The sequence below is a fragment of the Leisingera aquaemixtae genome, from assembly GCF_001458395.1.
Taxonomy (GTDB): domain Bacteria; phylum Pseudomonadota; class Alphaproteobacteria; order Rhodobacterales; family Rhodobacteraceae; genus Leisingera; species Leisingera aquaemixtae.
Map to the genome: position 1 here is coordinate 213,178 of NZ_CYSR01000030.1, position 23,738 is coordinate 236,915.

Sequence of the window (23,738 nt, forward strand, 5' to 3'; positions counted from 1 at the left end):
ACTGGACTGTGATTTGGGGATTTCTTAGGGGATTGTCCCAATAATTCAGTGGTCGCGAAAACACTGATCCGATTCCCAAATGAGAGCGGGGGACTGCCACATGTGCCGCTGGGCTGCCTATTCGGGGGCCGATGTGTTCCTGGAAGACATCATTTCAATACCCGCACATTCCCTGATTGCCCAAAGCCAGAAAGCGGCAGAATGCAAGACGGCAACCAATGGCGACGGGTTCGGCATTGCCTGGTACGGCCAGCGCCCGGAGCCGGGCCTGTACCGTGATGTGTATCCGGCCTGGTCGGACTGCAATCTCCGGGCGCTGGTCCGGCAGGTCAAATCGGGGCTGTTCCTGGCGCATGTGCGCGCCTCGACGGGGTCGGCAACCAGCCGCAACAACTGCCATCCTTTCACCGCGGGCCGGTGGAGCTTCATGCACAACGGTCAGGTCGGCGGCTTTGAGAAGTTCCGCCGCCACGCCGACATGTGCATCCCGGATGAGCTTTATGAGCACCGCAAAGGGGCGACCGACAGCGAGGTGCTGTTCCTGCTCGCCTTGCAGCAAGGCCTTGATGCGGATCCGAAGACGGCGCTGGAGCGGGCGGTTGCGCGGATGGAGGCCTTGTCCCGCGCACGGGGCGCCACGCCGCATATGCGCCTGTCCGTGGCAATGTCGGATGGTGAGAGGCTGTATGCCGCGCGCTATTCCTCGGACAGCGTTGCGCCCTCGGTCTATTACCGCTGGAGCAGCAGCATGGGCGGCTGGGCGGTGGTGTCGGAACCGCTGGAACAGACCGGGGAAGCCTGGAACGAGCTGAAGCCGGGCGCCTTTCTGACACTGACCGGCGACGGAGCGGAAATCGAGCCTTTTCAACCGTTTCTGGAGTGAGGTTCAGCGGCCGGGCGGCTGGTGTTACAGACGCCCGGTCTCGCGGAACCAGGGTTCGATCGTTGCGCGCACATAGTCCCAAACGCCGGGCGTGCCGCGGCTGACCTTTTCGCCGACGCGGGCGTCAAGCTGCGGCAGGGTCACGTTGTAATCGACCCAACTGCCGCCGCCGTTCAGCAGGTTCAGCAGCACCGGCTGCACCCGGTCGATGGACTTGGCATAGACCGCATCTGCGCTGCCTGCGGCCTCGAACTCTTCCCAGATCGCGCGCATCGGCCCGCCCTGGTCCGCGGGCAGCAATCCGAACAGGCGGTCTGCGGCAGCCTGCTCCTCGGCGGCAAGCGCCGCAAGCGCGGCGGGATCCACAACCCCGTGAATCGGCGCATCGCCTGCGTCGATTTCCACCAGGTCATGCAGCAGCAGCATTTGCAGCACCCTGTCCACATCGGCGGTATCCGCGCCGTGTTCGGCCAGAACCCAGGCGTAAAGCATGATATGCCAGCTGTGCTCTGCCGAGTTTTCGTGCCGCGAGCCGTCACCCAGCCGGGAGGCGCGGGTGATCAGCTTCAGCTTGTCGGCTTCATTCAGGAAGGGCAGGCGGGCCGTCAGGCGGCTGCAGTCATATCCGGTGTCCTCACCCAGCAGCGCCAGCGCATGATGGAAGGCTTCCGGCAGGTCATGCTCCAGCGCGGCGGCGCGGCCGCCGATCAGGTTCTGGCGGACCACATCGACATGCCAGTCCAGGGGCTCTGCGCCGTACAGGGTCTGAAACACCGGCTGACAATGGTCCAGCCGCTTGGCAAACCGCGCATCCGGGCTTTGCGCCGCTTCGAACTCCTGCCACAGCGTCATGAATTCTGCGCCCTGATCCGCGGGCAGCAGGCCGAACAGCTGGTCTGCCGCAGCCAGCTCCGCCTGCGCCACTGCGTCCCAATCCACCGCGTCGGTGATCGGGTGGTCGCCTGCGTCGATCTCGACCAGATCATGCAGCAGCAGCATCCGGATGGCGCGGAAAACGTTCACCTCCGGCTCTGCGAAGGGCGCCAGCACCAGCGCGTACAGCGCCAGATGCCAGCTGTGCTCGGCTGAGTTTTCGCGGCGGCTGCAATCCAGGATCAGGTTCTGGCGTTCAACCCGGCGCAGCTTGTCAGCTTCCAGCAGGAAGGCGAATTGCGCGTGCAGCCGGACGCTCATGTCTCAGCCCTTGTTTCCAGCTGCGCTTGCAGCGCGGCGACTTTCTTATTGAGAAACTCGCGCGCCTTGCGTTCCGCCAGGCGCACGCGCATTTCCGTGAGGAACGCCTCTTCGAGCGACTGGGAGGCGGCGCCCAGCACCTGGCCCACCTCCACATAAAGCCTCTCCTCGCCGCTGGCGTCCTGAACTTTGAGCGTATCGACCGCCAGTTTTTGCGCCAGCGTCTCGATTGTGCTCATCAGCGGGTGGTCTCCGTCAGGCGGCGCTTCACATAGTCGGTCACGGTGCCGATCATCGTGTCCATATACGGATCCTGGAAGAAGTGGTCCGCACCCTCGACCTCGGTATGGGTGATGGTGATCCCCTTCTGCTCATGCAGCTTGCTGACCAGGTTGGCGGTATCGGCGGGCGGCGCCACGCGGTCGGCGGTGCCATTGATGATCAGGCCCGAAGACGGGCAGGGCGCCAGGAACGAGAAGTCGTACATGTTGGCCGGCGGGGCGACCGAGATGAAGCCGGTGATCTCGGGGCGGCGCATCAGCAGCTGCATACCGATCCACGCGCCGAAGGAGAAGCCCGCGACCCAGCAATGCTTGGAGTTGGTGTTCATCGACTGCAGGTAATCCAGAGCCGATGCCGCATCGGACAGTTCGCCCACGCCCTGGTCGTATTCGCCCTGGCTGCGGCCGACGCCGCGGAAATTGAACCGCAGAACCGTGAAGCCCATGTTGTAGAACGCATAGTGGAGGTTGTAGACCACCTTGTTGTTCATGGTGCCGCCGAACTGCGGATGCGGGTGCAGCACGATGGCGATCGGGGCGTCTTTTTCTTTTTGCGGGTGATAGCGGCCTTCGAGGCGGCCTTCGGGTCCGGGAAAGATGACCTCGGGCATGGGCGGTTTAAATCCTAATCTCGTTTTCGGGTCTGCCGGCAGAATACTTGACGGGTTCCGTCAGGCATCTTAGAACGGTTCTAATCAAGGGCGCAGGCCTGGGCCGAACACCGTCAGGGTGAGATACGCACAGACGCGGCGAAGGTCAATGTTTTCGCATCCGTGCCCTGATTTCGAGGAGACATAGATGAAGCTTTCCACCAAGGGGCGCTATGCTATGGTCGCATTGGCCGACATCGCGCTGCAAACGCAGGGCGATCTGGTGCCGCTGGGCGATATTTCCAAGCGCCAGGATATTTCCTTGCCCTACCTTGAACAGCTGTTCGTCAAACTGCGCCGTGCCGGTCTGGTTGAATCGGTGCGCGGCCCCGGAGGCGGCTACCGCCTGGCCAAGCCGGCGTCGGAGATCCGGATTGTCGACGTGCTGTCTGCCGTGGATGAAACGGTGGATGCGATGCACAAGGGGGCCGGTGCTTCCGGGGCGCTGTCGGGCAGCCGGGCGCAATCGCTGACCAACCGCCTGTGGGAGGGCCTCAGCGCGCATGTTTATGTGTTCCTGCACCAGACCCGCCTGTCGGATGTGATCAAGAACGATCTGGCGCCGTGCCCGGCGGTGCCCAGCTTGTTTGCGGTTGTCGATGACTGAGGTGGCCCGCACACGGCTCATCCACCTGTGCCGAAGCGGGGCGCATTCCGCGCAAAAGCGGCGGGAAAGCTTTGCGCATTTGTGCGCACGCGCGTATGAGGCAGCAGAGATCTGCAAAAAGATGCATCCATGAAACGCGTTTACCTCGACCACAATGCCACTGCCCTGCTGCGCCCTGAGGCGAAGGCCGCGATGATTGCGGCAATGGATGTCTGCGGCAACCCGTCTTCGGTGCATGCCGAGGGCCGGGCCGCAAAGGCTCTGGTTGAGAAGGCGCGGGCGCAGGTGGCCGCCGCGTTTGGCGCGGACGGGGCGGATATCGTGTTCACCTCCGGCTCGACCGAGGGCGCGTCGCTGGCGCTGGCCGGCCGCGGCCTGCATGGCGCGCCGGTGGAGCATGACGCGGTGCGCGCCTGGACCGTTGAGGATCTGAAAGTGGGGTCCGATGGTGCGGTCGAAATCACTGATCCTGCAGCCTCCACCCTGCAGCTGGCGAATTCCGAAACCGGGATCATGCAGCACCTGCCGGACGGTCTGGCGGTAACGGATGCGACCCAGGCCTTCGGTAAACTGCCGGTGGCGTTCAACTGGCTGGGCGCCCGGATGGCGCTGATTTCGGCGCATAAACTGGGCGGTCCCAAGGGCATTGGTGCGGTCGTCATGAAGCGCGGCACCGATCTGCCTGCTCAGATCAAGGGCGGCGGCCAGGAGATGGGCCGCCGGTCCGGCACCGAAAACGTCATTGGAATCGCAGGGTTCGGCGCCGCAGCTGAAGCAGCCGCCAAAGATCTGGCCAATGGTGTATGGGACAGGGTTGCAGAACTTAGAAATATTCTAGAGAAGGCGCTTGTGTCTGGCGCAAGCCATACTATTTTTGTCGGGAAGGATCAGAAGCGGCTGCCGAACACCCTGTGTTTTGCATCGCCGGGCTGGAAGGGGGAGACCCAGGTCATGCAAATGGACCTTGCGGGATTTGCCATCAGCGCCGGCAGCGCTTGTTCCAGCGGCAAGGTGCGCGCCAGTGCGGTGCTGACCGCCATGGGATATGACGAGGCCACAGCCCAGGGCGCGGTGCGCGTGTCGCTGGGGCCGGAGACAACGGAAGAAGACGTGCTGCGCTTTGCCGAGGCGTGGCTGCAGAAAGAAAAGAAACATCGCGCCCGTGCAGCGTGAGTGAGGAGAAGACGATGGCCGCTTTGGACCAGACCCAAGTCAAGGAAGGTGTTGACCAGGAAACCGTGGACGCAGTCCGCGAGGTTGGCGGTGCTTATAAATACGGCTGGGAAACCGACATCGAGATGGAATACGCCCCCAAGGGGCTGACCACGGATATTGTCCGGCTGATTTCGGAAAAGAACGAAGAGCCGGAATGGATGCTGAATTGGCGTCTGGAAGCCTACGAGCGCTGGCTGCAAAAAGAAGAGCCCACCTGGGCGATGGTCGAATATCCGGAAATCGATTTCCAGGATCAGTATTACTATGCCCGTCCCAAATCGATGGAAGTGAAGCCCAAGTCGCTGGATGAGGTCGACCCCAAGCTGCTGGCGACCTACGAAAAGCTGGGTATCCCGCTGAAAGAGCAGATGATCCTGGCAGGCGTCGAAGGTGCGGGCCAAACCCCGGAAGAAGGCCGTAAGGTCGCCGTGGACGCGGTGTTCGATTCCGTTTCTGTCGGCACAACCTTCCAGAAGGAACTGAAAGAGGCGGGCGTCATCTTCTGCTCGATCTCCGAAGCCATCCGCGAGCATCCCGAACTGGTGAAGAAATACCTCGGCACCGTAGTGCCGGTGTCCGACAACTTCTATGCCACCTTGAACTCCGCCGTGTTCTCTGACGGCTCCTTTGTCTACGTGCCGCCGGGTGTGCGCTGCCCGATGGAACTGTCGACCTACTTCCGCATCAACGCGGAAAACACCGGCCAGTTTGAACGCACCCTGATTATTGCCGATAAAGGCAGCTATGTCAGCTACTTGGAAGGCTGTACCGCACCTGCGCGCGATATCGCACAGCTGCATGCCGCAGTGGTGGAAATCATCATCGAAGAAGACGCCGAGGTGAAATACTCCACCGTTCAGAACTGGTATCCGGGCGACGAGAACGGCAAGGGCGGCATCTACAACTTCGTGACCAAGCGGGCCGACTGCCGCGGCGACCGCGCCAAGGTGATGTGGACCCAAGTGGAAACCGGCTCTGCCGTGACCTGGAAATACCCGTCCTGCATCCTGCGCGGCAACGAAAGCCAGGGCGAATTCTACTCGATCGCCATCGCCAACAACATGCAGCAGGCCGACACCGGCACCAAGATGATCCATCTGGGCAAGAACACCAAGTCGCGCATCGTGTCCAAAGGCATCTCTGCCGGCAAGGCGCAGAACACCTACCGCGGGCTGGTGTCGATGCACCCCAAGGCCAAGAATTCGCGCAACTACACCCAGTGCGACAGCTTGCTGATCGGCGACAAATGCGGGGCGCACACGGTTCCCTATATCGAGGTCAAGAACAACTCCTCCCGCGTGGAGCACGAGGCCACCACCTCCAAGGTGGACGATGACCAGCTGTTCTACTGCCGCCAGCGCGGCATGGACGAGGAGGAGGCGGTGGCCCTGGTGGTCAACGGCTTCTGCAAGGACGTGCTGCAGGCGCTGCCAATGGAGTTCGCCATGGAAGCCCAGCAGCTGGTCGCGATCTCGCTGGAAGGGTCTGTCGGCTGATGACAGGCCCTTGGGCATCACCGCATGGAGGCAACAGCATGATCATTACAACCACAAACTCCGTCGAAGGCTACCAGATCTCCGAATACAAGGGCATCGTGGTGGGTGAGGCGATCATGGGCGCCAATGTGGTGCGCGATGTCTTTGCCTCGATCACCGACATCGTCGGCGGCCGCTCCGGCGCCTATGAAAGCAAACTGCAGGACGCGCGCGAAACCGCGCTGGCAGAGCTGGAAGACCGCGCCCGGGCCAAGGGTGCCAATGCGGTTGTGGGCGTCGACCTCGACTATGAAGTGGTCGGGCAGTCCATGCTGATGGTCTCGGCCAGCGGCACCGCCGTGGTGCTGGGCTAAGGGGCCGGGAGTTGGACGTGGCCAAAGACGAGCATCTGATCGAGCGCCCGCCGCTTACCCTGCCGCCGCAAGAGGCGGAGTGGGTGTGCAGCCATTACCAGGAGGCAAGTGTCATCCTGGAATACGGCAGCGGCGGATCAACCGTGCTGGCGTCTGAGCTGAGCGGGAAAAAGGTCTTTTCCGTCGAGTCCGACAAGATGTGGTACCGCATGATGAAGCGGTACTTGCGTCAGGCCGGGTCTAAGTCCGAGGTGCATCTGCACCACGCCAACGTGGGCAAAACCGGCAAGTGGGGACGGCCGCTGAACAACGACATGTGGCGGCGGTTTCACCAGTATCCGAATTCGGTCTGGGATCTCGATACTTTCGAGGCGCCGGATCTGGTGCTGATTGACGGCCGCTTCCGGGCGGCCTGCTTTCTGACCGCCATGCTGCGCACGGAACGGCCCGTCACCGTGTTGTTTGACGACTACGCGGGGCGGGCGCTGTACAAGCAGGTCGAAAGATGGGTGAAGCCGGTTGAAATCAGCGGCCGCATGGCCCGGTTCGAGCTGCTCCCCGATGAACTTCCGCGGCGGGATCTGACCCAGATCCTGACGCTTTACACCAAAACCTTCTAGGCGCCGACGGCGGCCGGAACAGTACTATGCGAGAGGCAAAAATGCTCGAAATCAAAAACTTGCACGTCAAGCTTGAAGACGAAGACAAGCAGATCCTGAACGGCGTCGACCTCACCGTCGAAGCGGGGAAGGTGCATGCGATCATGGGGCCGAACGGCTCGGGCAAATCCACCCTGTCCTATGTCCTCTCGGGCCGTGACGGATATGAGGTGACGGAAGGCTCTGCCGAGCTGGAAGGCGAAGACATCCTGGAGATGGAGCCGGAAGAGCGCGCTGCGGCGGGCATGTTCCTGGCCTTCCAGTATCCGGTTGAAATCCCCGGCGTCGGCAACATGACCTTCCTGCGCACCGCGGTGAACGCGCAGCGCAAGGCCCGCGGCGAGGAAGAGCTGTCGGCTTCCGACTTCCTGAAAATCATCCGCGCCAAGGCGAAGACCCTGAAGATCGACGCCGACATGCTGAAGCGTCCGGTCAACGTCGGCTTCTCCGGCGGTGAGAAGAAGCGCAACGAGATCCTGCAGATGGCGATGCTGGAGCCGAAGCTGTGCATCCTGGACGAGACCGACTCCGGCCTCGACGTGGACGCGATGAAGCTGGTGGCCGAAGGCGTTAACGCGCTGCGCGACGAAGGCCGCGGTTTCCTGGTGATCACCCACTACCAGCGCCTGCTGGACCACATCAAACCGGACGTGGTGCACATCCTGGCCAACGGCCGCATCGTCAAGACCGGCGGCCCCGAGCTGGCGCTGGAGGTCGAAAACAACGGCTACGCCGGCATCCTGGCAGAGGAGGCATAAATGGCCCTGCCCGAAGTCAAGCAAAGCGCAACTGAGGCACGGCTGTCAGCGCTGAGCCTGCCGGAAAGCGGCTGCCTCAAGTCGGCCCGCGAGGCAGCGCTGTCACGGGTCCAGACCATGGGCCTGCCCAGCCGCCGCGACGAGTACTGGAAATACACCAAGCCGGACACGCTGGTGCAGGCCAGCGCGCCCAAGGCGGCGGTGTTCGACGCCGATGAAGCGCCGATGTTCAGTGCCTTTGAGCGTTTGAACATCGTTTTCGTTGATGGCGTGTTTGATGCAGAAGCCTCCGACGATCTGTCTCTGGAAGGTGTCACCATCGACCGGATCGAGGATATCTGCTGCAAGGATATCCATTGGGCCAAAGACTTGTACGGTGTTCTTGAAGCACGCGGGCAGACCCCGGTGGAACGTCCGCTGGCGGCGCTGAACACCGCATTTGCCAGCGATGGCGTGGCGATCCGGGTCACTGGCAAGGTTTCCAAGCCGATCAACTTCACCTATGTGCATTCGGACGAAAACTCCGACGCGATCCTGCATCACGTGATCCGCGTCGAGACCGGCGCCGAGGTGACGATCCTGGAAAATGGCCCGGCGGCTTCGCGCTTCAACAAGTGCATGGAGATCGACGTGGCCGACGGCGGCAAGCTTCATCTGGTGCGTGCCCAGGGCCGCGACCATGAGCGCCGCGCGGCCACCCACTTGTTTGCCCGCCTGGGCAACGAGTCGGTGTTCAAGTCCTTCACCCTGACCGTGAACGGCGTGCTGACCCGCAACGAGGCGGTGATCGAGCTGACCGGCGACGACGCGGTGGCCCATATCGCGGGCGCCTGCGTCGGCGATGGCGATTTCCACCACGACGATACCGTCTTCATCACCCATGACGCGGTGAACTGCGAAAGCCGTCAGGTGTTCAAGAAGGTTCTGCGCAACGGGGCCACCGGTGTGTTCCAGGGTAAGATCCTGGTGAAGGAAGGCGCGCAAAAGACGGACGGGTATCAAATTTCCCAGTCGCTGCTGCTGGACGAAGACAGCCAGTTCCTGGCCAAGCCGGAGCTGGAAATCTACGCCGATGACGTCGCCTGCTCGCATGGTTCGACCTCTGGCGCGATCGACGAGGAAGGCCTGTTCTACCTGCGCTCGCGCGGGGTGCCGCATGCGGAGGCAACTGACCTGATGACGCTGGCCTTCCTGGCCGAAGCGGTGGATGAGATCGAAGACGCGGACATCGCCGCCGACATCGTCTCCCGCCTCGAAGGCTGGCTGGCCCGGCGCCGCTGATGTCCGTCACCACGGATATCCCGGCAACCTACAAGGGGCCGCGCAAGGTGTTTGCGCGGCTTCTCAGCATGGGCGCGCGCGAAGACCGCCTGCTGGTGTTCCTGATCGCCGGCTGCGTGCTGACCTTTGTGGCGCAAATGCCAAAACTGGCCCGCGAGGCGCATCTGACGGGGCAGGATCTCAACATGCTTTTGGGCGGCGCGCTGCTGGGCATCGTCTTTATCGCGCCGCTGCTTCTTTACGTCCTGGCATTAGTTGCGCATTGGATTGCCCGGGCCGCGGGCGGGCAGGGTGATGCTTATCGGGCCCGGCTTGCGCTGTTCTGGGCGTTTCTGGCCTCAAGCCCGCTGATCCTGCTGAACGGCCTCGTGGCCGGTTTCATCGGCGCCGGTGCGGCGCTGAATCTGGTGGGCGCGCTGTGGTGCGCCGTCTTTCTGTGGTTCTGGATTTCCGGCATGATCCAAGGGTATTGGACAAAGTCATGAACGCTCTGGCTGCTTTTGCCCTGCTGACAATCAAGTCTCCGCGCGATGCCGCGATGCAGATCCTGGCGCGCGATTGGCCGCGGGAAGCGCTGTGGACCGCGTTCCTGCTGTCCGTGGTGCTGAACACCTGCGTCTACACGCTGCAGCAGGTTCTGTTCCCGCTGCCGCCGGAAGTCTTGCTGCCACGGTTTGCGCCCGGTGCCTATTTCGCGGTCATTCTGGTGCTGCAACTCAGCTTCATTGCGATGCTGGCCACCACCGGCCGCTGGCTGGGCGGGCAGGGTGACCTGCCGTCGCTGCTGGCGCTGATCACCTGGCTGCAATTGCTGCAGGCCGCGTTGAACGGTGCCATTGTGGCGGTGTTCCTGGTCCTTCCGGCGCTGGCGGCGCTGCTCAACATTGCCGCCAATATCGTAGTGTTCTTTATCCTCTTGCATTTCGTCAACGCGGCGCACAGGTTCGGCTCCGTCTGGCGCTCGCTTGGGGTGGTTTTGATGGCCAGCCTGATCCTGGTGTTTGCTCTACTCTTCATCGTGGGTCTGATCGGCCCAGCCAATCTGGGACTGCCCGAAAATGTATGACGTCGAAAAAATCCGTGCCGACTTCCCGATCCTCTCGCGTGAGGTGAACGGCAAGCCGCTGACCTACCTCGACAGCGGCGCCTCGGCCCAGAAGCCGCAGGTTGTGATCGACGCTGTGACCAAGGCGTATGCCGAGGAATATTCCAACGTTCATCGTGGCTTGCACTTTCTTTCTAATCTCGCGACGGAGAAGTATGAGGCGGTGCGTGGCATCATCTCCCGGTTCCTGAATGCGGGCGACGAACACACCATCGTGCTGAACTCCGGCACCACCGAGGGCATCAATCTGGTCGCCTACGGCTGGGCAATGCCGCGGCTTCAGGCAGGGGACGAGATCCTGCTGTCGGTGATGGAGCACCACGCCAACATCGTGCCCTGGCATTTCCTGCGTGAGCGTCAGGGGGTGGTGCTGAAGTGGGTGGATACCGAAGCAGACGGCAGCCTGGACCCGCAAAAGGTGATCGACGCGATCACCCCCAAGACCAAGCTGGTAGCGGTGACCCAATGCTCCAACGTTCTGGGCACCGTGGTGGACGTGAAGGCCATCACCCAGGGCGCCCATGCCAAGGGGGTGCCGGTGCTGGTCGACGGCTCGCAGGGGGCGGTTCACATGCCGGTCAACGTGCAGGACATCGGCTGCGACTTTTACGCAATCACCGGCCATAAGCTCTATGGTCCGTCCGCCTCCGGCGCGATTTACATCAAGCCGGAACGCATGGCAGAGATGCGCCCGTTTATCGGCGGCGGCGACATGATCAAGGAAGTCTCCAAGGAGCAGGTCATCTACAACGATCCGCCGATGAAGTTCGAAGCCGGCACGCCGGGCATCGTGCAGACCATCGGCCTGGGCGTGGCGCTGGAATATATGATGGACCTGGGCATGGAAAACATCGCCAGGCACGAGGCGGGTTTGCGCGACTATGCGATGGAGCGGCTGACCGGACTGAATTGGATCAACATTCAGGGGCAAGCGCCTGGAAAGGCTGCGATTTTCAGCTTTACTATGGAAGGTGCCGCACACGCCCACGACATCTCCACCATCCTCGACAAGAAAGGCGTGGCGGTGCGTGCCGGCCATCACTGCGCCGGACCGCTGATGGATCATCTGGGGGTCTCTGCGACCTGCCGCGCGTCGTTCGGCCTGTATAACACCAAGGAAGAAGTCGACACGCTGATCAGCGCGCTGGAACTTGCCCACGACCTGTTTGCTTGATCAATACCTCTGATCAACCGGAAACGGCGCCCGATTGGGCGCCGTTTTGCGTTTTCCCGACGGGTGGCAGCCTTGGAACCCCAGGCACCTCAAGACTTGCTCACTTTGCGGACTCTCCCGCGCCCATGTGCTTGTCGACCATTCGTTGCACCATCGGCGCAAAGTGCCAGTAATCCGGGGTCTCCATATCCGCCCGCTTCCCAGCCTCATCCAGATAGCGCACCGCGATGATCTGCTTGAGGTTCGGGTTCTTTTCGAACTCGGTCGCTTCTTGCGGTGTCATCGGCCCGCCTTGCAGGTTCAGCGAATGGATGGAGGCCTCTGACAGCCGATTGAAATATTCCGGTTTAGTGGCGCAGAGGTACCGCTTGGCGGCCACGTGATAGCGCACGCAGTCGGTGATCACTGACGGGAAGAACTGCTCCAGCACTTCGGCGCCGGCCTCTTCATGAAAGCGGTCTTCGGTGTCGTCCATGGAGAACGTCCCGAACTCGCTGGTGAAATGCCCGATGTCATGCAGGAGCGCGCCCACGATGATCTCCTCAGGCTGGCCGTTCTGCTCGGCAATTGCGGCGCCTTGAAGCATGTGTTCCGCCATGGTGACAGGTTCCCCCAGATACTCCTCGCCGCCGCGGCGGTCGAAGATGCCGCCGATGAATTCAACGATAGTATCGCGGGTCAGCTTGCTGGCGTCCGGCTTGCTCATGGCTCAGCCCTCCAGTTGTGCGTTCAGCACGTTCAGGGATGACAGCAGCCCGTCCTTGTCGGCGTAGCAGCCCTGCAGCCAGCGCGTCCCCGCCCCGGAATAGCCTAGCCGCGCGTGCAGGACACGGGTGTTGTCGACGATAAAGCTTTCCCCCGGCTCCAGCTTGAACGAAACGCCCATCGACGGATCGTCGATGATTTCACCCAGACGGCGGTAGGCGGCGTAATAGCCTTCCATCTTCTCAAACGGGATGTCCGTGAAGGGTGCCGAAGACCGGTTATTGAACCGTACCGCAATCAACTCTCCGTCGGGTGACAGCTCAATCATCGGACGGCGCGCGTGCAGATGCACACCGTCAGACCCTTTGTATTCAAACCGCGCAGAGTAGCCTGCCAGCAGCGCAAACCCTTCCGGATTTTCGTCACGCAGACGCCCGGCGGCGCGGAAACCGTCCACCACGATGCTATCGCCGCCCTCAGCCGAGTTTTCGAGGCAATAGAGGATCTGAAGGGAGGGCACCGGATCACGGTAGGGGTTGTCGGTATGCGCCTGCAGGCCCAGGCCGGTATAGGCGAGGTTGGTGGGATTCACCTCGGTGCGCACTTCGAAATACTTGCCGTAATTGGTCTCGCGGACAAAACCGAACATCTCGGCGCAGTCAATCAGCGCGCCTTCCTTGACCGGACCGTTCACCAGCTTGGCAAAGCCGAGCCGGGCAATCGCGTCCAGCCAGCCGCGTTTCGCCTTGGGGTCCGATTGCACGCTGTTCCAGTCAAACGTCGGGGCTGGCTGGCTGCTGTTCCAAGTCTCGACGCCCGGCGCCGTGCGGCCAAATTCAAACTCTTTATCAACGTCATAGGCGTTTGACTTCAACCAATCCCCAGGGAAGGTCACAGTCTTGCCCTCGGGCGCGAACGTCACCGTCAGGCTGCCGTCTTCGACCAGCGCGGTGCTGATCCTGGTGTCATCCGGAATGTCGCCAATGGTGATCAGCCGCTGGCCGTTTCCAGGGGCGCGGGTTTCGGGGTCCAGCGCGTTGTCGCGCAGCCAGATCGCATGAAAACGGCACAACTGGCCGTCGTCGAATGTCAGGGTCAGAAAGCTGCCGGACGCGTCAGCAGTCACGGAACGGGGCATGGGGGTTCTCCGGTTGGCCTTGTTCTCCCTTGTTCTGGTAGCGCGGTTGAGCCATCAAGAGAACGACGGAAACAAGGGTTTTAGAGTTAGGTTTTCTAATGGCTAAGAAAGTCACCAAACAAGGGCTGCCGCCGCTTGATTGGCTCAAGGTGTTTGAGGCAGCGGGGCGGCATGGCAGTTTCACCGCCGCAGCAGAGGAATTCGGCGCCACCCAGGCCGCGGTCAGCCAGCGGATCCGCAATCTCGAGTCCTGGCTGGGCCGTCAGCTCTTCATCCGGTCTGCGCGCGGGGTGTCGCTGACCGTGGACGGCGAAAGCTACCTGCCGCTGGTGCATGAGTCCCTGCGCGCGCTGGAGCAGGGAACCGAGAACCTGTTTGGCCAAACAGTCCGGGAGCTGCGGATTGCGGGCTTGCCGTCGCACCTGGAAATGCTTTTGCTGCCGCGGCTTGCAGCCTTTTCTAAAACCTTTCCGGATTTGCGGCTGGTCACTGAAACCGTGCCCCGGCGGCTGGACTTCGAGGCCGCGGACGGCGCCCTGCAGATCCGCTATGGCCGCGGCGGCTGGGAGGGCCGGCAGGAAGCGCTTCTGGCAAGCGAGGTGCTGCAGCCGATGACCGCGCCGGGCCAGGCCGGGCACTGGCGGCAGCTGCCCGCGATCGAGCTGCGCGGCGAGCGGCCGGGCTGGGCGGAATGGTCGCGTGTGACGGGCGAGGCTGCGCCGGAGGCCGGGTCACTGTCCGTTGATTCCATGGCCCATGCCCTGCGGGCGGCGCGCCTGGGCCTGGGGGTTGTACTGGGGTCCAGGGTGCTGGCGGCAAACTTGCTGCAAACCGGTCAGCTGGACTGCGCCCGGGCGCCGGAACTGCCGACAATCGACGGTTACTGGCTGACCTGGCCGCCCAGCCTGGGCAAGTCCAAGCGTCAAAGCGAAATACTGACCGCTTTGACCTTTGTCTTGCAGGGGTGATTGGCCCGCCGCCTCTGGTGCGGCACGGTCCCCCTTTCAGATCGGGTATTCTCCGGTTCTGGCGAAATAGGCATCCAGCAAAGGTCTCGCCCCGCGTTTGCTGAGAAACGCGAGGCCGATCTTGCCATCTCTGCGCCAGCGCGCTGTTACGGCAAACTCGCCAATTCCGGTAATCGTGACGGATTGCATCTGGGCCAGTTCAAATGGGTCCTGTCCCTCCAGGAGGCGAACGGCAAATCCCTGGTAGCTGATGTTGCAAAGCTGCGCCTCGACCTGTGTGTCCGTCAGATTGATCACGCAGGGCAGGTCAAGCCGTAGACGAGGTGCCGTTGCAATCGCGGGCTGTGAATAAGAACAGATTGTTGCCATGCCATCCTGCCGTAAAATTACCATCAATTTCTTAGGCAGATAGGCAGCTTCCCTTACGAAAGCGTGAAAGGTCCGTGAAAATCAGGCAGCGGAATAAGGGAAATGGCGCACCTGAGAGGATTCGAACCTCTGGCCTCTGCCTTCGGAGGGCAGCGCTCTATCCAGCTGAGCTACAGGTGCGTTGTTACGGCGGGGTATACCCGTGCTTTGCTGCCTCTGCAACGGGAAAAACCGCCTGTTTCCAATTTCATGAGGTTGAGGTGCAATGCCGCGGGCAGTGCCGCTCGCAGAAAATTAAAAAGCCTGCCCCGGGACGGGCAGGCTTGCATTCTTGCAATACCAGCTGCGGTCAGCCGCGCCAGGTGCGGACAACGCCGCAATCCATATGCACAAAATTCGAACGCTGATACTTGCCCACACCGCCGGCCCGGCAGGCTTCGGCGGCTTTGGCCATCTGCGACACCGAACGCGATGCCAGCCGCAGGTCGGCGGCTTGGCCGCGCATGTGCAGCGAATTTTTGGCCACACCGCGCGAGCGGCTGCGCAGCATCGCGTTGGTTTTGGGGCTGCGGTAGCCCGACAGCAGCATGTAGGGCTCGTTCACATCCAGAAGATTGTGCGAGGCCGCCATGATGTCGATGGTGCGAAGGTCGATTTCCTTAACATCATCGGTGCGCCAGTCGCGCATGAAGTGATTGATTTCCTTGACCGCGTCTTTGATGTATTGGCCGTCGATCCAGTAGACCATGTCCACACGCTCGCCGGTGCGGCCGGAGTACATGCGGATGCGCCGGATGTCACCGCCGCCGCGCAGGAAGCCTGCTGCATTTGAGAAAGTTGGGGCTGCTGTTACTGCGGTTGCAGCAAAAACACCCAAAAGAGAACGCCGGGAGATCCCCGTGCCCGTGGTTTCTGCCATTGATACTGCGCCGTCCCGTACGCTGTTAGTCCTGCCTAAATGCCCGATGTTACGGGCTCGTCAACGCTCGTAGTTAACGTGCGGCATGTATGGCACAGTGAGAATCCTGTTCCAACATTTCTTTGCCGCACTGTAACGTATGACCGGTTTTTCGGCGATTTCTTGCGCAAAAGGGGAGGGGCATGGAACTTTTCCCCGCGACTGTTGCAGGCGGGTTTCATAGACGCGGCAACACTGCATCAGGGTTAACTTTTCGCAATTGTGAGTGGACAACGCAGGCTGGCATTTACCAGAATTTCAGATAGGCACTGCCAATATTGGAATAATCGGCACAAGGACCGGAGATTTATGACGCGCGCATCCGCTGGATATGTATTGCCGGGACTTAAGGCGGGGCTGTTCGCCCTGGCCATGAGCGGCTTGGCCGGGAGCATGGCCGGGACCGCGCAGGCGGATATACCGGCGGCGTTCCGGCAGGCAGTGGCAGAGTCGGCCTCCGCCGATGACGCAGTTGCCAGATTTTACCGGGAGAATGGCTATCAGGCGATCTGGACGGGCGCGGATGAGGCCTCGCGCCAGCGCCGCAGCGCGCTGCTGGCCGCACTGAACGACATCCGCGCCCACGGGCTTCCGGACCGCTCGGCTGAGGTCAACGGCCTCCTGCAGCAGATGCAGCAGGCCCGCACCACCCGCGATTTCGGTTTGGTCGAGGCGGCGCTGAGCAAGGCGCTGGTGGATTATGCCACTGATCTGCAGACCGGCCTTCTGGTGCCGTCGCGGATTGATGATGGCATGGTACGCAAGAAGCATACTGTGGACGGCGCCAGCTTCCTGGCCGGTATCCGCGACGCCCAGCCCTTTGCCTATATGCGCAGCCTGGTGCCCGCATCGCCCCAGTACCGCGGCCTGATGCGCGAGAAGCTGCGTCTGGAGCAGGTTCTGGCTGCCGGCGGCTGGGGTCCTGTGGTGCAGGCCAAGGCGCTGGAACCGGGCGAGCAGGGCCCGGCGGTCATTGCCCTGCGCAACCGGCTGATGGCGATGGGCTATCTGCCGCGCAGCGCCGCGCGCAGCTATGACGCCGCGATGGTGCAGGCCGTGCAAAGCTTTCAGGCGGATCATGGTCTTGAAACGGATGGCGTGGCGGGTGCCGGCACCCTGGCAGAGGTCAACAAACCGGTCAGCGACCGCCTGAAATCGGTGATCATCGCGATGGAGCGGGAGCGCTGGCTGACCCCGGACCGGGGCGAGCGCCATATCCTGGTCAACCAGACCGATTTCACCGCCAAGATCGTCGATAACGGCGATGTGACCTTTGAAACCCGCTCGGTCATCGGCAAGAACACCCACGACCGCCGCAGCCCCGAATTCTCAGACGAGATGGAGCATATGGTGATCAATCCGAGCTGGTATGTGCCGCGCTCGATCATCACCAAGGAATATCTGCCCAAGCTTCGGAACAACCCTAACGCCGTCGGCCACATCCAGATCACCGACCGGCGCGGCCGGGTGGTGAACCGCAACTCGGCCAATTTCGCGCAGTACACCGCGCGGAACTTCCCCTATTCCATGCGCCAGCCCCCCAGCCGCAGCAACGCGCTGGGTCTGGTCAAGTTCATGTTCCCGAACAAATACAACATCTACCTGCACGACACCCCGCAAAAGAGCCTGTTTGCCCGCGAAGTGCGCGCCTTCTCGCATGGCTGCATCCGCCTGGCGCAGCCGTTTGAATTTGCCTATGCGCTGCTGGCGCGCCAGACTGAGGATCCCAAGGCCTTTTTCCACCGCATCCTGAACAGCGGCCAGGAAACCAAGGTCGAGCTGGAACAGAAGGTGCCGGTGCATATCATCTACCGGACCGCGGTGGTGTCCAGCAAAGGCCGTGCCGAATTCCGCCGCGATGTCTATGGCCGCGACGCCAAGATCTGGGCTGCACTGGAACGGGCAGGGGTGGTGCTGCCCAGCGTTCAAGGGTAAATACCGGGCCCATACAGGATTATTCTGAAAGGGCCTGCCATGTTCACAATCCGCCAGATCGCCGAGTCCCTGGGCGCCGAAGCCCAGGGCGACCTGGACCTGCAGATTGCAGGCGCGGCTGAACCGCAGGATGCCGAAGCCGGCCAGATTGCCATGGCGATGGCGCCGAAATACGCGGAAGGCCTGAAGGCAGGCAGTGCGCAGGCTGCAGTGCTGTGGGAAGGCGCGGACTGGAAGTCCTTCGGGCTTAAGGCCGCCATCTTTGCCCCGCGCCCGCGGATGACCATGTCCGGCGTGACCGCCATGCTGGACCGCGGCCAGGGGTTTCCCTCCGGCATCCACCCCTCCGCCGTTGTCGATCCCAGCGCCGAACTGGGCGAGGGTGTCTCCGTCGGGCCGCTGACGGTTGTTGCAGCCGGCGCAAAGATCGGCGCGGGGTCCGTGATCGGCCCGCACTGCTATATCGGCGCGGATGCGGTGATCGGCAGGGAGGCCCAGCTGCGGGAGATGGTCTCAATCGGCGCCCGCGCCACCATCGGCGACCGCTTCCGCGCCCAGCCGGGCGCGCGGGTCGGCGGCGACGGGTTCTCCTATGTGACGCCGGAAGTGTCGGGCGCCGAAAACGCCCGCAAGACCCTGGGCGATCAGGGCGAGGCCAAGGCGCAATCCTGGGTCCGCATTCATTCGCTGGGGGCCGTTACCATCGGCGATGATGTGGAGCTAGGCTCCAACTGCACCATCGACAACGGCACCATCCGCGACACCGTGATCGGCCACGGCAGCAAGCTTGATAACCTGGTTCACGTCGGCCACAACACCCGCGTCGGCAACGACTGCCTGCTGTGCGGCCAGACCGGGGTGTCCGGCTCGGTGGATATTGGCAACAACGTTGTGCTGGGCGGCCAGACCGGTGTGGTGGACAATATCTTTATCGGCGACGGCGTGATCGCCGGCGGCGGCACCAAGATTCTGTCGAATGTGCCCGCCGGGCGGGTGGTCATGGGCTACCCGGGCGTCAAGATGGAGACCCACACTGAGATGTATAAAGCACAGCGGCGCCTGCCGCGGCTGATGCGTGACATCGAATTGTTAAAAAAGGCTGTTTTCAAGTAACGGCCGAATACCTACATCAGCGCCAGGCAGAAAATCGGGAATCCCTACATGAGCACGCAGGACAAGGTCATTGCAATCATTGCCGAACAGGCGGTTCTGGAGCCGTCGGATGTGACCCTCGACAGCACCTTGGAGGATCTTGGCATCGACAGCCTGGGGCTGGTCGAAAGCATCTTTGCCATTGAAGAGGAATTCGACATTTCAATTCCCTTCAATGCCAACGAGCCCGGGAAAAGCGATTTCGACATCTCCACTGTGGCGGCCATCGTCGCGGGCATCGACAAGCTGATCCTGGAAAAGGCCTAAGCCCCCTCATGAAGCGCGTTGTCATTACCGGGGCCGGGACCATCAATGCACTGGGCCATTCCGTGCCCGCCACGCTGGAGGCCATGCGCGAAGGCCGCTGCGGCATCGGCGACCTGGAATTCCGCGATGTGGAGCGGCTGGCGATCCGCATCGGCGGCCAGGTCCGCGGGTTCGAGGCGGAAGGCCGGTTCAACCGCCAGCAGATGAGCCTTTACGACCGCTTCACCCAGTTCACCCTGACCGCCGCCAAGGAAGCTATCGAACAATCCGGGCTGGAGTTTCATGGCGAGCTGTCGGCAAAGGCCGGGGTGGTTCTGGGCAACTCCGGCGGCGGTATGCAGACGCTGGATGAAAATTACCGCAGCGTTTACGAGGACGGCAAGAACCGGGTGCATCCCTTTGTGGTGCCCAAGCTGATGAACAATGCCGCGGCCGGCCATGTGTCGATGCAATTCAACCTCAAGGGCCCCAGCTTTACCGTTTCCACCGCGTGCGCGTCCTCCAACCATGCGATGGCGCAGGCGTTTCAGATGGTGCGCTCGGGCATGAGCCCGGTGATGATCACCGGCGGTTCGGAATCGATGCTGTGCTTTGGCGGCGTGAAGGCCTGGGAGGGGCTTCGGGTAATGTCCAAGGACGCCTGCCGCCCGTTCAGCGCCAACCGCAACGGCATGGTTCAGGGCGAAGGGGCCGGCGTGTTCGTGTTCGAGGAATATGACCACGCCAAAGCGCGCGGCGCAGAAATTCTGTGCGAAGTCATCGGTTTCGCCATGTCTTCGGACGCTGCTGATATTGTCATGCCCAGCAAGCAGGGCGCCGCGCGGGCGATTGCCGGGGCGCTGCAGGATGCCCGCGTCAACGCGTCCGAGGTCGGCTATATCAACGCGCATGGCACCGGCACCGCGGCCAACGACAAAACCGAATGCGCCGCGGTTGCGGATGTGTTCGGCCCCCATGCCGACAGCCTGATGATCTCCTCAACCAAATCCATGCACGGCCACCTGATCGGCGGCACCGGCGCAGTGGAGCTGCTGGCCTGCATCATGGCGCTGCGCGACGGGGTGATTGCCCCGACCATCGGCTATGAGGAGCCGGATCCGGAATGCGCCCTGGATGTGGTCCCGAACGAGGCGCGCGAGGCACGGGTCGAGGTGGCGCTGTCCAATGCTTTTGCCTTCGGCGGGCTGAACGCGGTGCTGGCCCTGCGCAGGGTCTGAGGGCCGGCAAACGGAAAACGCCGCGGCCCTAGGGGCGCGCGGCGTTCCGGTTTTTGGGAAGGTGCCAGCGTTACTGCTTGACCACGTCCACCACGTCATATCCTGCGGTGAAGCCGCTCAGCGACAGCTTCATCTCCACCACCTGGTCCGGAGCAGGCGCCGGGCGCAGCGACAGCGTGGCTTGCTTGCCTTTCTTGAAGGCGTCGATATCGCCTTGGGTCAGGCCGATCTGCGCCACGCAGCCCAGCTGGTTGCAGAAGGAATAGTTGTAACGCTTGGCCGGTGCGCCGTCGATCGAGATGGTCAGCGCGGCCGGCAGCAGGGTTTCCAGCGGCACGATCACGGTGGCGCCGGCAACCGCCTGGCCGCCTTGCTGGTCAATCCGGAACAGCGACACCTCTGCAATCGGATTGCCTTGCGGACCCGCCAGAACCTGCAGCAGCGAGCAGGGGTCGGTCTCGCTCTCGGTTTTGATGCAGGCCAGATCCCAGTCGCCGTGCTTTTCTTTGGAATAGCGCTGGCCCAGTTGCGGGTCGGTGCTGACCGGTTCGCCAAGATCCAGAATATCGTCCGCGGACGATTCCGCTTTTTCGCCTTGCTCAGCCTGTTGTTCGGACTGTTGGTCAGCCTGCTCCGCGGTTTCCGCCCCGGCGGTCTCCTCTTCCGCCGCTGTTTCCTGCGCTGCCAGCGGTGCGGTCATGGCCAGCAGTGCGGCCAGCGTGATCGGGGTCAGGGACTTCAACATGAATGCCTCATTTTTCTACAGACGCTGCTTTTGCGTGTAACACGCTGCCCGGGCAGTGTCAGGTTAATATCAGGCGATCTGCGGGGAAAACCGCTCAATCTGCCTCAACCATGGAAGTTGCTGATTAAGAACAAAAAAGGGAACCCGCTGGTTCCCTTTTTCGTATTTGCGTCTCCCCGTCGGACTGGCCGACTTAGTTATTGCGTAGGACGTTACGAAAGGGCTGGCCATCGGTCAACATGCAACTTCAAAAAAATGCAGTGCAGCCCTGATTTGGCGAAAATAGCCGGCGATTGCGGCGGGATGCCGGCCGGGGTGCCTGTTTTACAGGCAGCTGCGCTGGAAAAAAGGAGGCCGTGCACAAGGCACGGCCAGTCTGACAGGGAGGAAATGTCCGCCGCGGCAACCGCAAGTGCAGGGGCGGGCAAGATTGACTATCGCACGGAAAAGTTAACGTTGTATTGTTATCCACAAGCAGACCATACAGGCAGGAGCGAGGCATGACAGAACAGGTCTTTCTGGGCGGCGGCGGCGAGGATTACGGGACGCCGCAGGGGCTGGCCTTGAAATATGCCAACCGCCACGGGCTGATCGCCGGCGCAACCGGCACCGGCAAGACGGTGACGCTGCAGATCCTGGCCGAAGGGTTTTCCAATGCCGGCGTGCCGGTGATCCTGTCGGATGTGAAGGGGGACCTGTCTGGCCTGGCAAAGGCGGGCTCGGACAGCCACAAGCTGCACAGCGCCTTTACGTCCCGTGCGGAGAAGATTGGTTTTACCGGCTATGGCTACCATGCCTGTCCGGTCACGTTCTGGGACCTTTATGGCGCGCAGGGGCACCCGGTGCGCACCACGGTCGCCGAAATGGGCCCGTTGCTGCTGGCGCGCCTCCTGGAGCTGAGCGAGGCGCAGGAAGGCATCCTGAACATCGCTTTCCGGCTGGCCGACGATGAGGGGCTGCCGCTGCTGGACCTGAAGGACTTGCAGGCACTGCTGGTCTGGACCGGCGAGAACCGCAGCCAGCTGTCGCTGCGCTACGGCAATGTCTCGCCCGCGTCGATCGGCGCAATTCAGCGCCGTCTGCTGGTGCTGGAAAACCAGGGCGGCGCGGGCCTGTTCGGGGAACCTGCCCTGGCGCTGAGCGACCTGATGCGCTGCGATGAGGCCGGCAGAGGCATGGTCAATATCCTGGCTGCGGACAAGCTGATGGCGGCGCCGGGCCTCTATGCGACGTTTCTGCTGTGGCTGCTCAGCGAGCTGTTCGAGGAACTGCCGGAGGTCGGGGACCCGGACAAGCCGCGGCTGGTGTTCTTCTTTGACGAGGCGCACCTGCTGTTTGACGACGCGCCCAAGGCGCTGATCGACAAGGTGGAGCAGGTGGCCCGGCTGATCCGCTCCAAGGGTGTGGGGGTGTATTTCATCACCCAGAACCCGGCCGACGTGCCGGAGGATATTCTGGGCCAGCTTGGCAACCGCATCCAGCACGCGCTGCGTGCCTTCACCGCCAAGGACCGGAAGAACCTGCGGCTGGCTGCCGGGACCTACCGCGAGAACCCCCGGTTCCCGACCGAGGACGCCATCCGCGAAGTGGGCGTGGGCGAGGCGGTCACCTCGATGCTGCAAAAGAAGGGGGTGCCCGGCGTGGTGGAGCGGACACTGATCCGCCCGCCCAGCACCCAGCTGGGGCCAATCACGGAACAAGAGCGGGCAGCGATATTGAAAGCGTCCGATATGGCAGGAAAGTACGACACCCCGGTGGACCGCCGTTCGGCCTATGAGATCCTGGCGCAGCGGGCGCAAACAGCCGCGCAGGAGGCCGAAACCTCGGAAAACGAGGCGGAAGAGTCGGCGCAGCCGATGGCGCGGGAATTCAACGCCGCCCGCCGCTATTCGGGAACCCGGGTCAGCCGGTCAACCTCGCGCTCTTACCGCGAGAAAGACACCTTTACCTCGGCGATGTCGGAAGCGGTGATCAAGGAGCTGAAGGGAACGACAGGCCGCCGCATCGTCCGCGGCATCCTCGGCAGCCTGTTCAGGGGGCGCTAGGGCGGCGCCTCAGGATAAGCTCCAGCAGCAGCAGCCAGGGCAGGTAAAAGCCGGCATTCATGAAGAGATCGAACCCGCCGGTGAACTGCGGGTTCGATGCGGCCCCGCCGGTGGCCAGCGCCCACAGCCCGTATTGAACCCGGTACAGCCAGGACCCCATCGCAAGGACCAGCAGCCGCAGCGCCCACCTGCGGTGGCGGGCGGTCTGGCCTTGCCGCGCCAGGCGGGCGGTTTGCAGGGCCGCGGCCAGCAGCAACAGGCCATAGACCGAAAACCCTGTGTCCATCGGCCAGCCGCCAATCGTGCCCTGCCAGGCGGTAAAGGCCAGCCCGCCCGCCGCCGTCACGCAGGCCGCCAGGATAAGCAGGCGGCCCAGCCATCTGTGCAGCGCAGGCAGGCGCCCGCTGAGGCCCAGACCCAGCTGCAGCGGCGCCAGAACTGGCAGGGCGGCCCCGATCAGCATGTGCAAAGAGATGGCGGCATTGGACCAAGCAGCGCCCGGAACGAACAGATAGCTGTCTCTCTGCGGGCCGCCGCCCAGCCCATCGATCCCGAACACGGCGGCGTAATAGCTGAAAGGCGC

Annotated in this window: 26 protein-coding genes and 1 tRNA gene; 17 read left to right on the forward strand and 10 right to left on the reverse strand. The window is 62.5% G+C overall.

The features are described from left to right. Positions 1 to 100: 100 nt before the first annotated feature. The gene (locus PHA8399_RS14600) at positions 101 to 883 is read left to right on the forward strand and encodes a class II glutamine amidotransferase (RefSeq protein ID WP_058286854.1); all 783 of its coding nucleotides are present in this window, start codon (positions 101 to 103) and stop codon (positions 881 to 883) included. 24 nt (positions 884 to 907) lie between these two features. Here PHA8399_RS14600 and PHA8399_RS14605 read toward each other — a convergent pair whose 3' ends face one another. The 3 genes from PHA8399_RS14605 to PHA8399_RS14615 are packed head-to-tail and all read right to left on the reverse strand — an operon-like array spanning position 908 to position 2,969. Further along, positions 908 to 2,077, reverse strand: a complete 1,170-nt coding sequence (locus tag PHA8399_RS14605; RefSeq protein ID WP_058286855.1) for an HD domain-containing protein — start codon at positions 2,075 to 2,077, stop codon at positions 908 to 910. Continuing rightward, entirely contained in the window at positions 2,074 to 2,316 is a 243-nt protein-coding gene (locus PHA8399_RS14610; protein WP_058286856.1) for a hypothetical protein, read from the reverse strand. The genes PHA8399_RS14605 and PHA8399_RS14610 overlap by 4 nt, the downstream gene beginning before the upstream one ends. Further along, the gene (locus PHA8399_RS14615; protein ID WP_058286857.1) at positions 2,316 to 2,969 is read right to left on the reverse strand and encodes an alpha/beta hydrolase; all 654 of its coding nucleotides are present in this window, start codon (positions 2,967 to 2,969) and stop codon (positions 2,316 to 2,318) included. The genes PHA8399_RS14610 and PHA8399_RS14615 overlap by 1 nt, the downstream gene beginning before the upstream one ends. 187 nt (positions 2,970 to 3,156) lie before the next feature. Between PHA8399_RS14615 and iscR the strand changes: the two genes are divergently transcribed. The 10 genes from iscR (at position 3,157) to PHA8399_RS14665 (ending at position 11,656) form a co-directional block, all read left to right on the forward strand. Next, a complete protein-coding gene (gene iscR, locus PHA8399_RS14620) occupies positions 3,157 to 3,615 on the forward strand; it encodes a Fe-S cluster assembly transcriptional regulator IscR (RefSeq protein ID WP_058286858.1) in 459 nt (152 codons plus the stop codon). 129 nt (positions 3,616 to 3,744) lie between these two features. After that, on the forward strand, positions 3,745 to 4,788 hold the full coding sequence (locus tag PHA8399_RS14625; protein WP_058286859.1) for a cysteine desulfurase family protein: 1,044 nt from the start codon (positions 3,745 to 3,747) through the stop codon (positions 4,786 to 4,788). A gap of 14 nt (positions 4,789 to 4,802) precedes the next feature. Next, entirely contained in the window at positions 4,803 to 6,326 is a 1,524-nt protein-coding gene (gene sufB / locus PHA8399_RS14630) for a Fe-S cluster assembly protein SufB (protein ID WP_058286860.1), read from the forward strand. 38 nt (positions 6,327 to 6,364) lie between these two features. Further along, the gene (locus PHA8399_RS14635; RefSeq protein WP_008556922.1) at positions 6,365 to 6,679 is read left to right on the forward strand and encodes a YbjQ family protein; all 315 of its coding nucleotides are present in this window, start codon (positions 6,365 to 6,367) and stop codon (positions 6,677 to 6,679) included. A gap of 17 nt (positions 6,680 to 6,696) precedes the next feature. Beyond that, on the forward strand, positions 6,697 to 7,299 hold the full coding sequence (locus PHA8399_RS14640; protein WP_244270232.1) for a hypothetical protein: 603 nt from the start codon (positions 6,697 to 6,699) through the stop codon (positions 7,297 to 7,299). 41 nt (positions 7,300 to 7,340) lie between these two features. Beyond that, on the forward strand, positions 7,341 to 8,096 hold the full coding sequence (sufC, locus tag PHA8399_RS14645) for a Fe-S cluster assembly ATPase SufC (RefSeq protein WP_058286862.1): 756 nt from the start codon (positions 7,341 to 7,343) through the stop codon (positions 8,094 to 8,096). Continuing rightward, complete coding sequence (locus tag PHA8399_RS14650) at positions 8,097 to 9,377, forward strand: SufB/SufD family protein (protein WP_058286863.1); 1,281 nt, start codon at positions 8,097 to 8,099, stop codon at positions 9,375 to 9,377. Further along, positions 9,377 to 9,862: a YIP1 family protein gene (locus tag PHA8399_RS14655; protein ID WP_058286864.1), complete on the forward strand. Its 486-nt coding sequence runs from the start codon at positions 9,377 to 9,379 to the stop codon at positions 9,860 to 9,862. Before PHA8399_RS14650 ends, PHA8399_RS14655 begins: the two co-directional genes overlap by 1 nt. Then, a complete protein-coding gene (locus PHA8399_RS14660) occupies positions 9,859 to 10,443 on the forward strand; it encodes a YIP1 family protein (RefSeq protein WP_058286865.1) in 585 nt (194 codons plus the stop codon). Before PHA8399_RS14655 ends, PHA8399_RS14660 begins: the two co-directional genes overlap by 4 nt. Then, positions 10,436 to 11,656, forward strand: a complete 1,221-nt coding sequence (locus PHA8399_RS14665) for a cysteine desulfurase (RefSeq protein WP_058286866.1) — start codon at positions 10,436 to 10,438, stop codon at positions 11,654 to 11,656. Before PHA8399_RS14660 ends, PHA8399_RS14665 begins: the two co-directional genes overlap by 8 nt. A gap of 100 nt (positions 11,657 to 11,756) precedes the next feature. Here the strand turns inward: PHA8399_RS14665 and tmpB are convergent, their stop codons facing one another. Both tmpB and tmpA read right to left on the reverse strand, forming a co-directional pair. Beyond that, entirely contained in the window at positions 11,757 to 12,362 is a 606-nt protein-coding gene (gene tmpB / locus PHA8399_RS14670) for a (R)-1-hydroxy-2-trimethylaminoethylphosphonate oxygenase (RefSeq protein ID WP_058286867.1), read from the reverse strand. A gap of 3 nt (positions 12,363 to 12,365) precedes the next feature. After that, complete coding sequence (gene tmpA, locus PHA8399_RS14675; protein ID WP_058286868.1) at positions 12,366 to 13,499, reverse strand: 2-trimethylaminoethylphosphonate dioxygenase; 1,134 nt, start codon at positions 13,497 to 13,499, stop codon at positions 12,366 to 12,368. 98 nt (positions 13,500 to 13,597) lie between these two features. Between tmpA and PHA8399_RS14680 the strand changes: the two genes are divergently transcribed. After that, on the forward strand, positions 13,598 to 14,467 hold the full coding sequence (locus PHA8399_RS14680; protein WP_058286869.1) for a LysR family transcriptional regulator: 870 nt from the start codon (positions 13,598 to 13,600) through the stop codon (positions 14,465 to 14,467). A 36-nt stretch (positions 14,468 to 14,503) separates the two neighbouring features. Here PHA8399_RS14680 and PHA8399_RS14685 read toward each other — a convergent pair whose 3' ends face one another. The 3 genes from PHA8399_RS14685 to mepK all read right to left on the reverse strand — a co-directional run bounded on the left by PHA8399_RS14685 (position 14,504) and on the right by mepK (position 15,755). Further along, on the reverse strand, positions 14,504 to 14,836 hold the full coding sequence (locus PHA8399_RS14685; protein WP_208856314.1) for a PilZ domain-containing protein: 333 nt from the start codon (positions 14,834 to 14,836) through the stop codon (positions 14,504 to 14,506). A gap of 103 nt (positions 14,837 to 14,939) precedes the next feature. Next, a tRNA-Arg gene (locus PHA8399_RS14690) sits at positions 14,940 to 15,016 on the reverse strand. A 169-nt stretch (positions 15,017 to 15,185) separates the two neighbouring features. Next, positions 15,186 to 15,755 (reverse strand): peptidoglycan L,D-endopeptidase MepK, encoded by a 570-nt coding sequence (mepK, locus tag PHA8399_RS14695; protein ID WP_058286871.1) that lies wholly within the window; start codon positions 15,753 to 15,755, stop codon positions 15,186 to 15,188. A gap of 348 nt (positions 15,756 to 16,103) precedes the next feature. On the opposite strand from mepK, the gene PHA8399_RS14700 reads away from it, so the two are divergent. The 4 genes from PHA8399_RS14700 to PHA8399_RS14715 are packed head-to-tail and all read left to right on the forward strand — an operon-like array spanning position 16,104 to position 20,365. Further along, complete coding sequence (locus tag PHA8399_RS14700) at positions 16,104 to 17,729, forward strand: L,D-transpeptidase family protein (protein WP_058286872.1); 1,626 nt, start codon at positions 16,104 to 16,106, stop codon at positions 17,727 to 17,729. Between the two features lie 39 nt (positions 17,730 to 17,768). Then, the gene (gene lpxD, locus PHA8399_RS14705; protein ID WP_058286873.1) at positions 17,769 to 18,842 is read left to right on the forward strand and encodes a UDP-3-O-(3-hydroxymyristoyl)glucosamine N-acyltransferase; all 1,074 of its coding nucleotides are present in this window, start codon (positions 17,769 to 17,771) and stop codon (positions 18,840 to 18,842) included. 48 nt (positions 18,843 to 18,890) lie between these two features. Further along, the gene (locus PHA8399_RS14710) at positions 18,891 to 19,148 is read left to right on the forward strand and encodes an acyl carrier protein (protein WP_008556312.1); all 258 of its coding nucleotides are present in this window, start codon (positions 18,891 to 18,893) and stop codon (positions 19,146 to 19,148) included. A gap of 8 nt (positions 19,149 to 19,156) precedes the next feature. Then, positions 19,157 to 20,365 carry a beta-ketoacyl-[acyl-carrier-protein] synthase family protein gene (locus PHA8399_RS14715; RefSeq protein ID WP_058286874.1) on the forward strand — a complete coding sequence of 403 codons (1,209 nt, stop codon included), beginning with the start codon at positions 19,157 to 19,159 and terminating at the stop codon, positions 20,363 to 20,365. 70 nt (positions 20,366 to 20,435) lie between these two features. Here PHA8399_RS14715 and PHA8399_RS14720 read toward each other — a convergent pair whose 3' ends face one another. Continuing rightward, complete coding sequence (locus PHA8399_RS14720) at positions 20,436 to 21,110, reverse strand: invasion associated locus B family protein (RefSeq protein ID WP_058286875.1); 675 nt, start codon at positions 21,108 to 21,110, stop codon at positions 20,436 to 20,438. Positions 21,111 to 21,610: 500 nt separating this feature from the next. Here PHA8399_RS14720 and PHA8399_RS14725 point away from each other — a divergent pair, with 500 nt between their 5' ends. Next, the gene (locus tag PHA8399_RS14725) at positions 21,611 to 23,155 is read left to right on the forward strand and encodes a helicase HerA-like domain-containing protein (RefSeq protein ID WP_058286876.1); all 1,545 of its coding nucleotides are present in this window, start codon (positions 21,611 to 21,613) and stop codon (positions 23,153 to 23,155) included. Here PHA8399_RS14725 and PHA8399_RS14730 read toward each other — a convergent pair. Next, positions 23,142 to 23,714 carry a DUF2306 domain-containing protein gene (locus PHA8399_RS14730; RefSeq protein ID WP_244270233.1) on the reverse strand — a complete coding sequence of 191 codons (573 nt, stop codon included), beginning with the start codon at positions 23,712 to 23,714 and terminating at the stop codon, positions 23,142 to 23,144. The two genes, PHA8399_RS14725 and PHA8399_RS14730, sit on opposite strands and share 14 nt — an antisense overlap. Between the last annotated feature and the right edge of the window lie 24 nt (positions 23,715 to 23,738).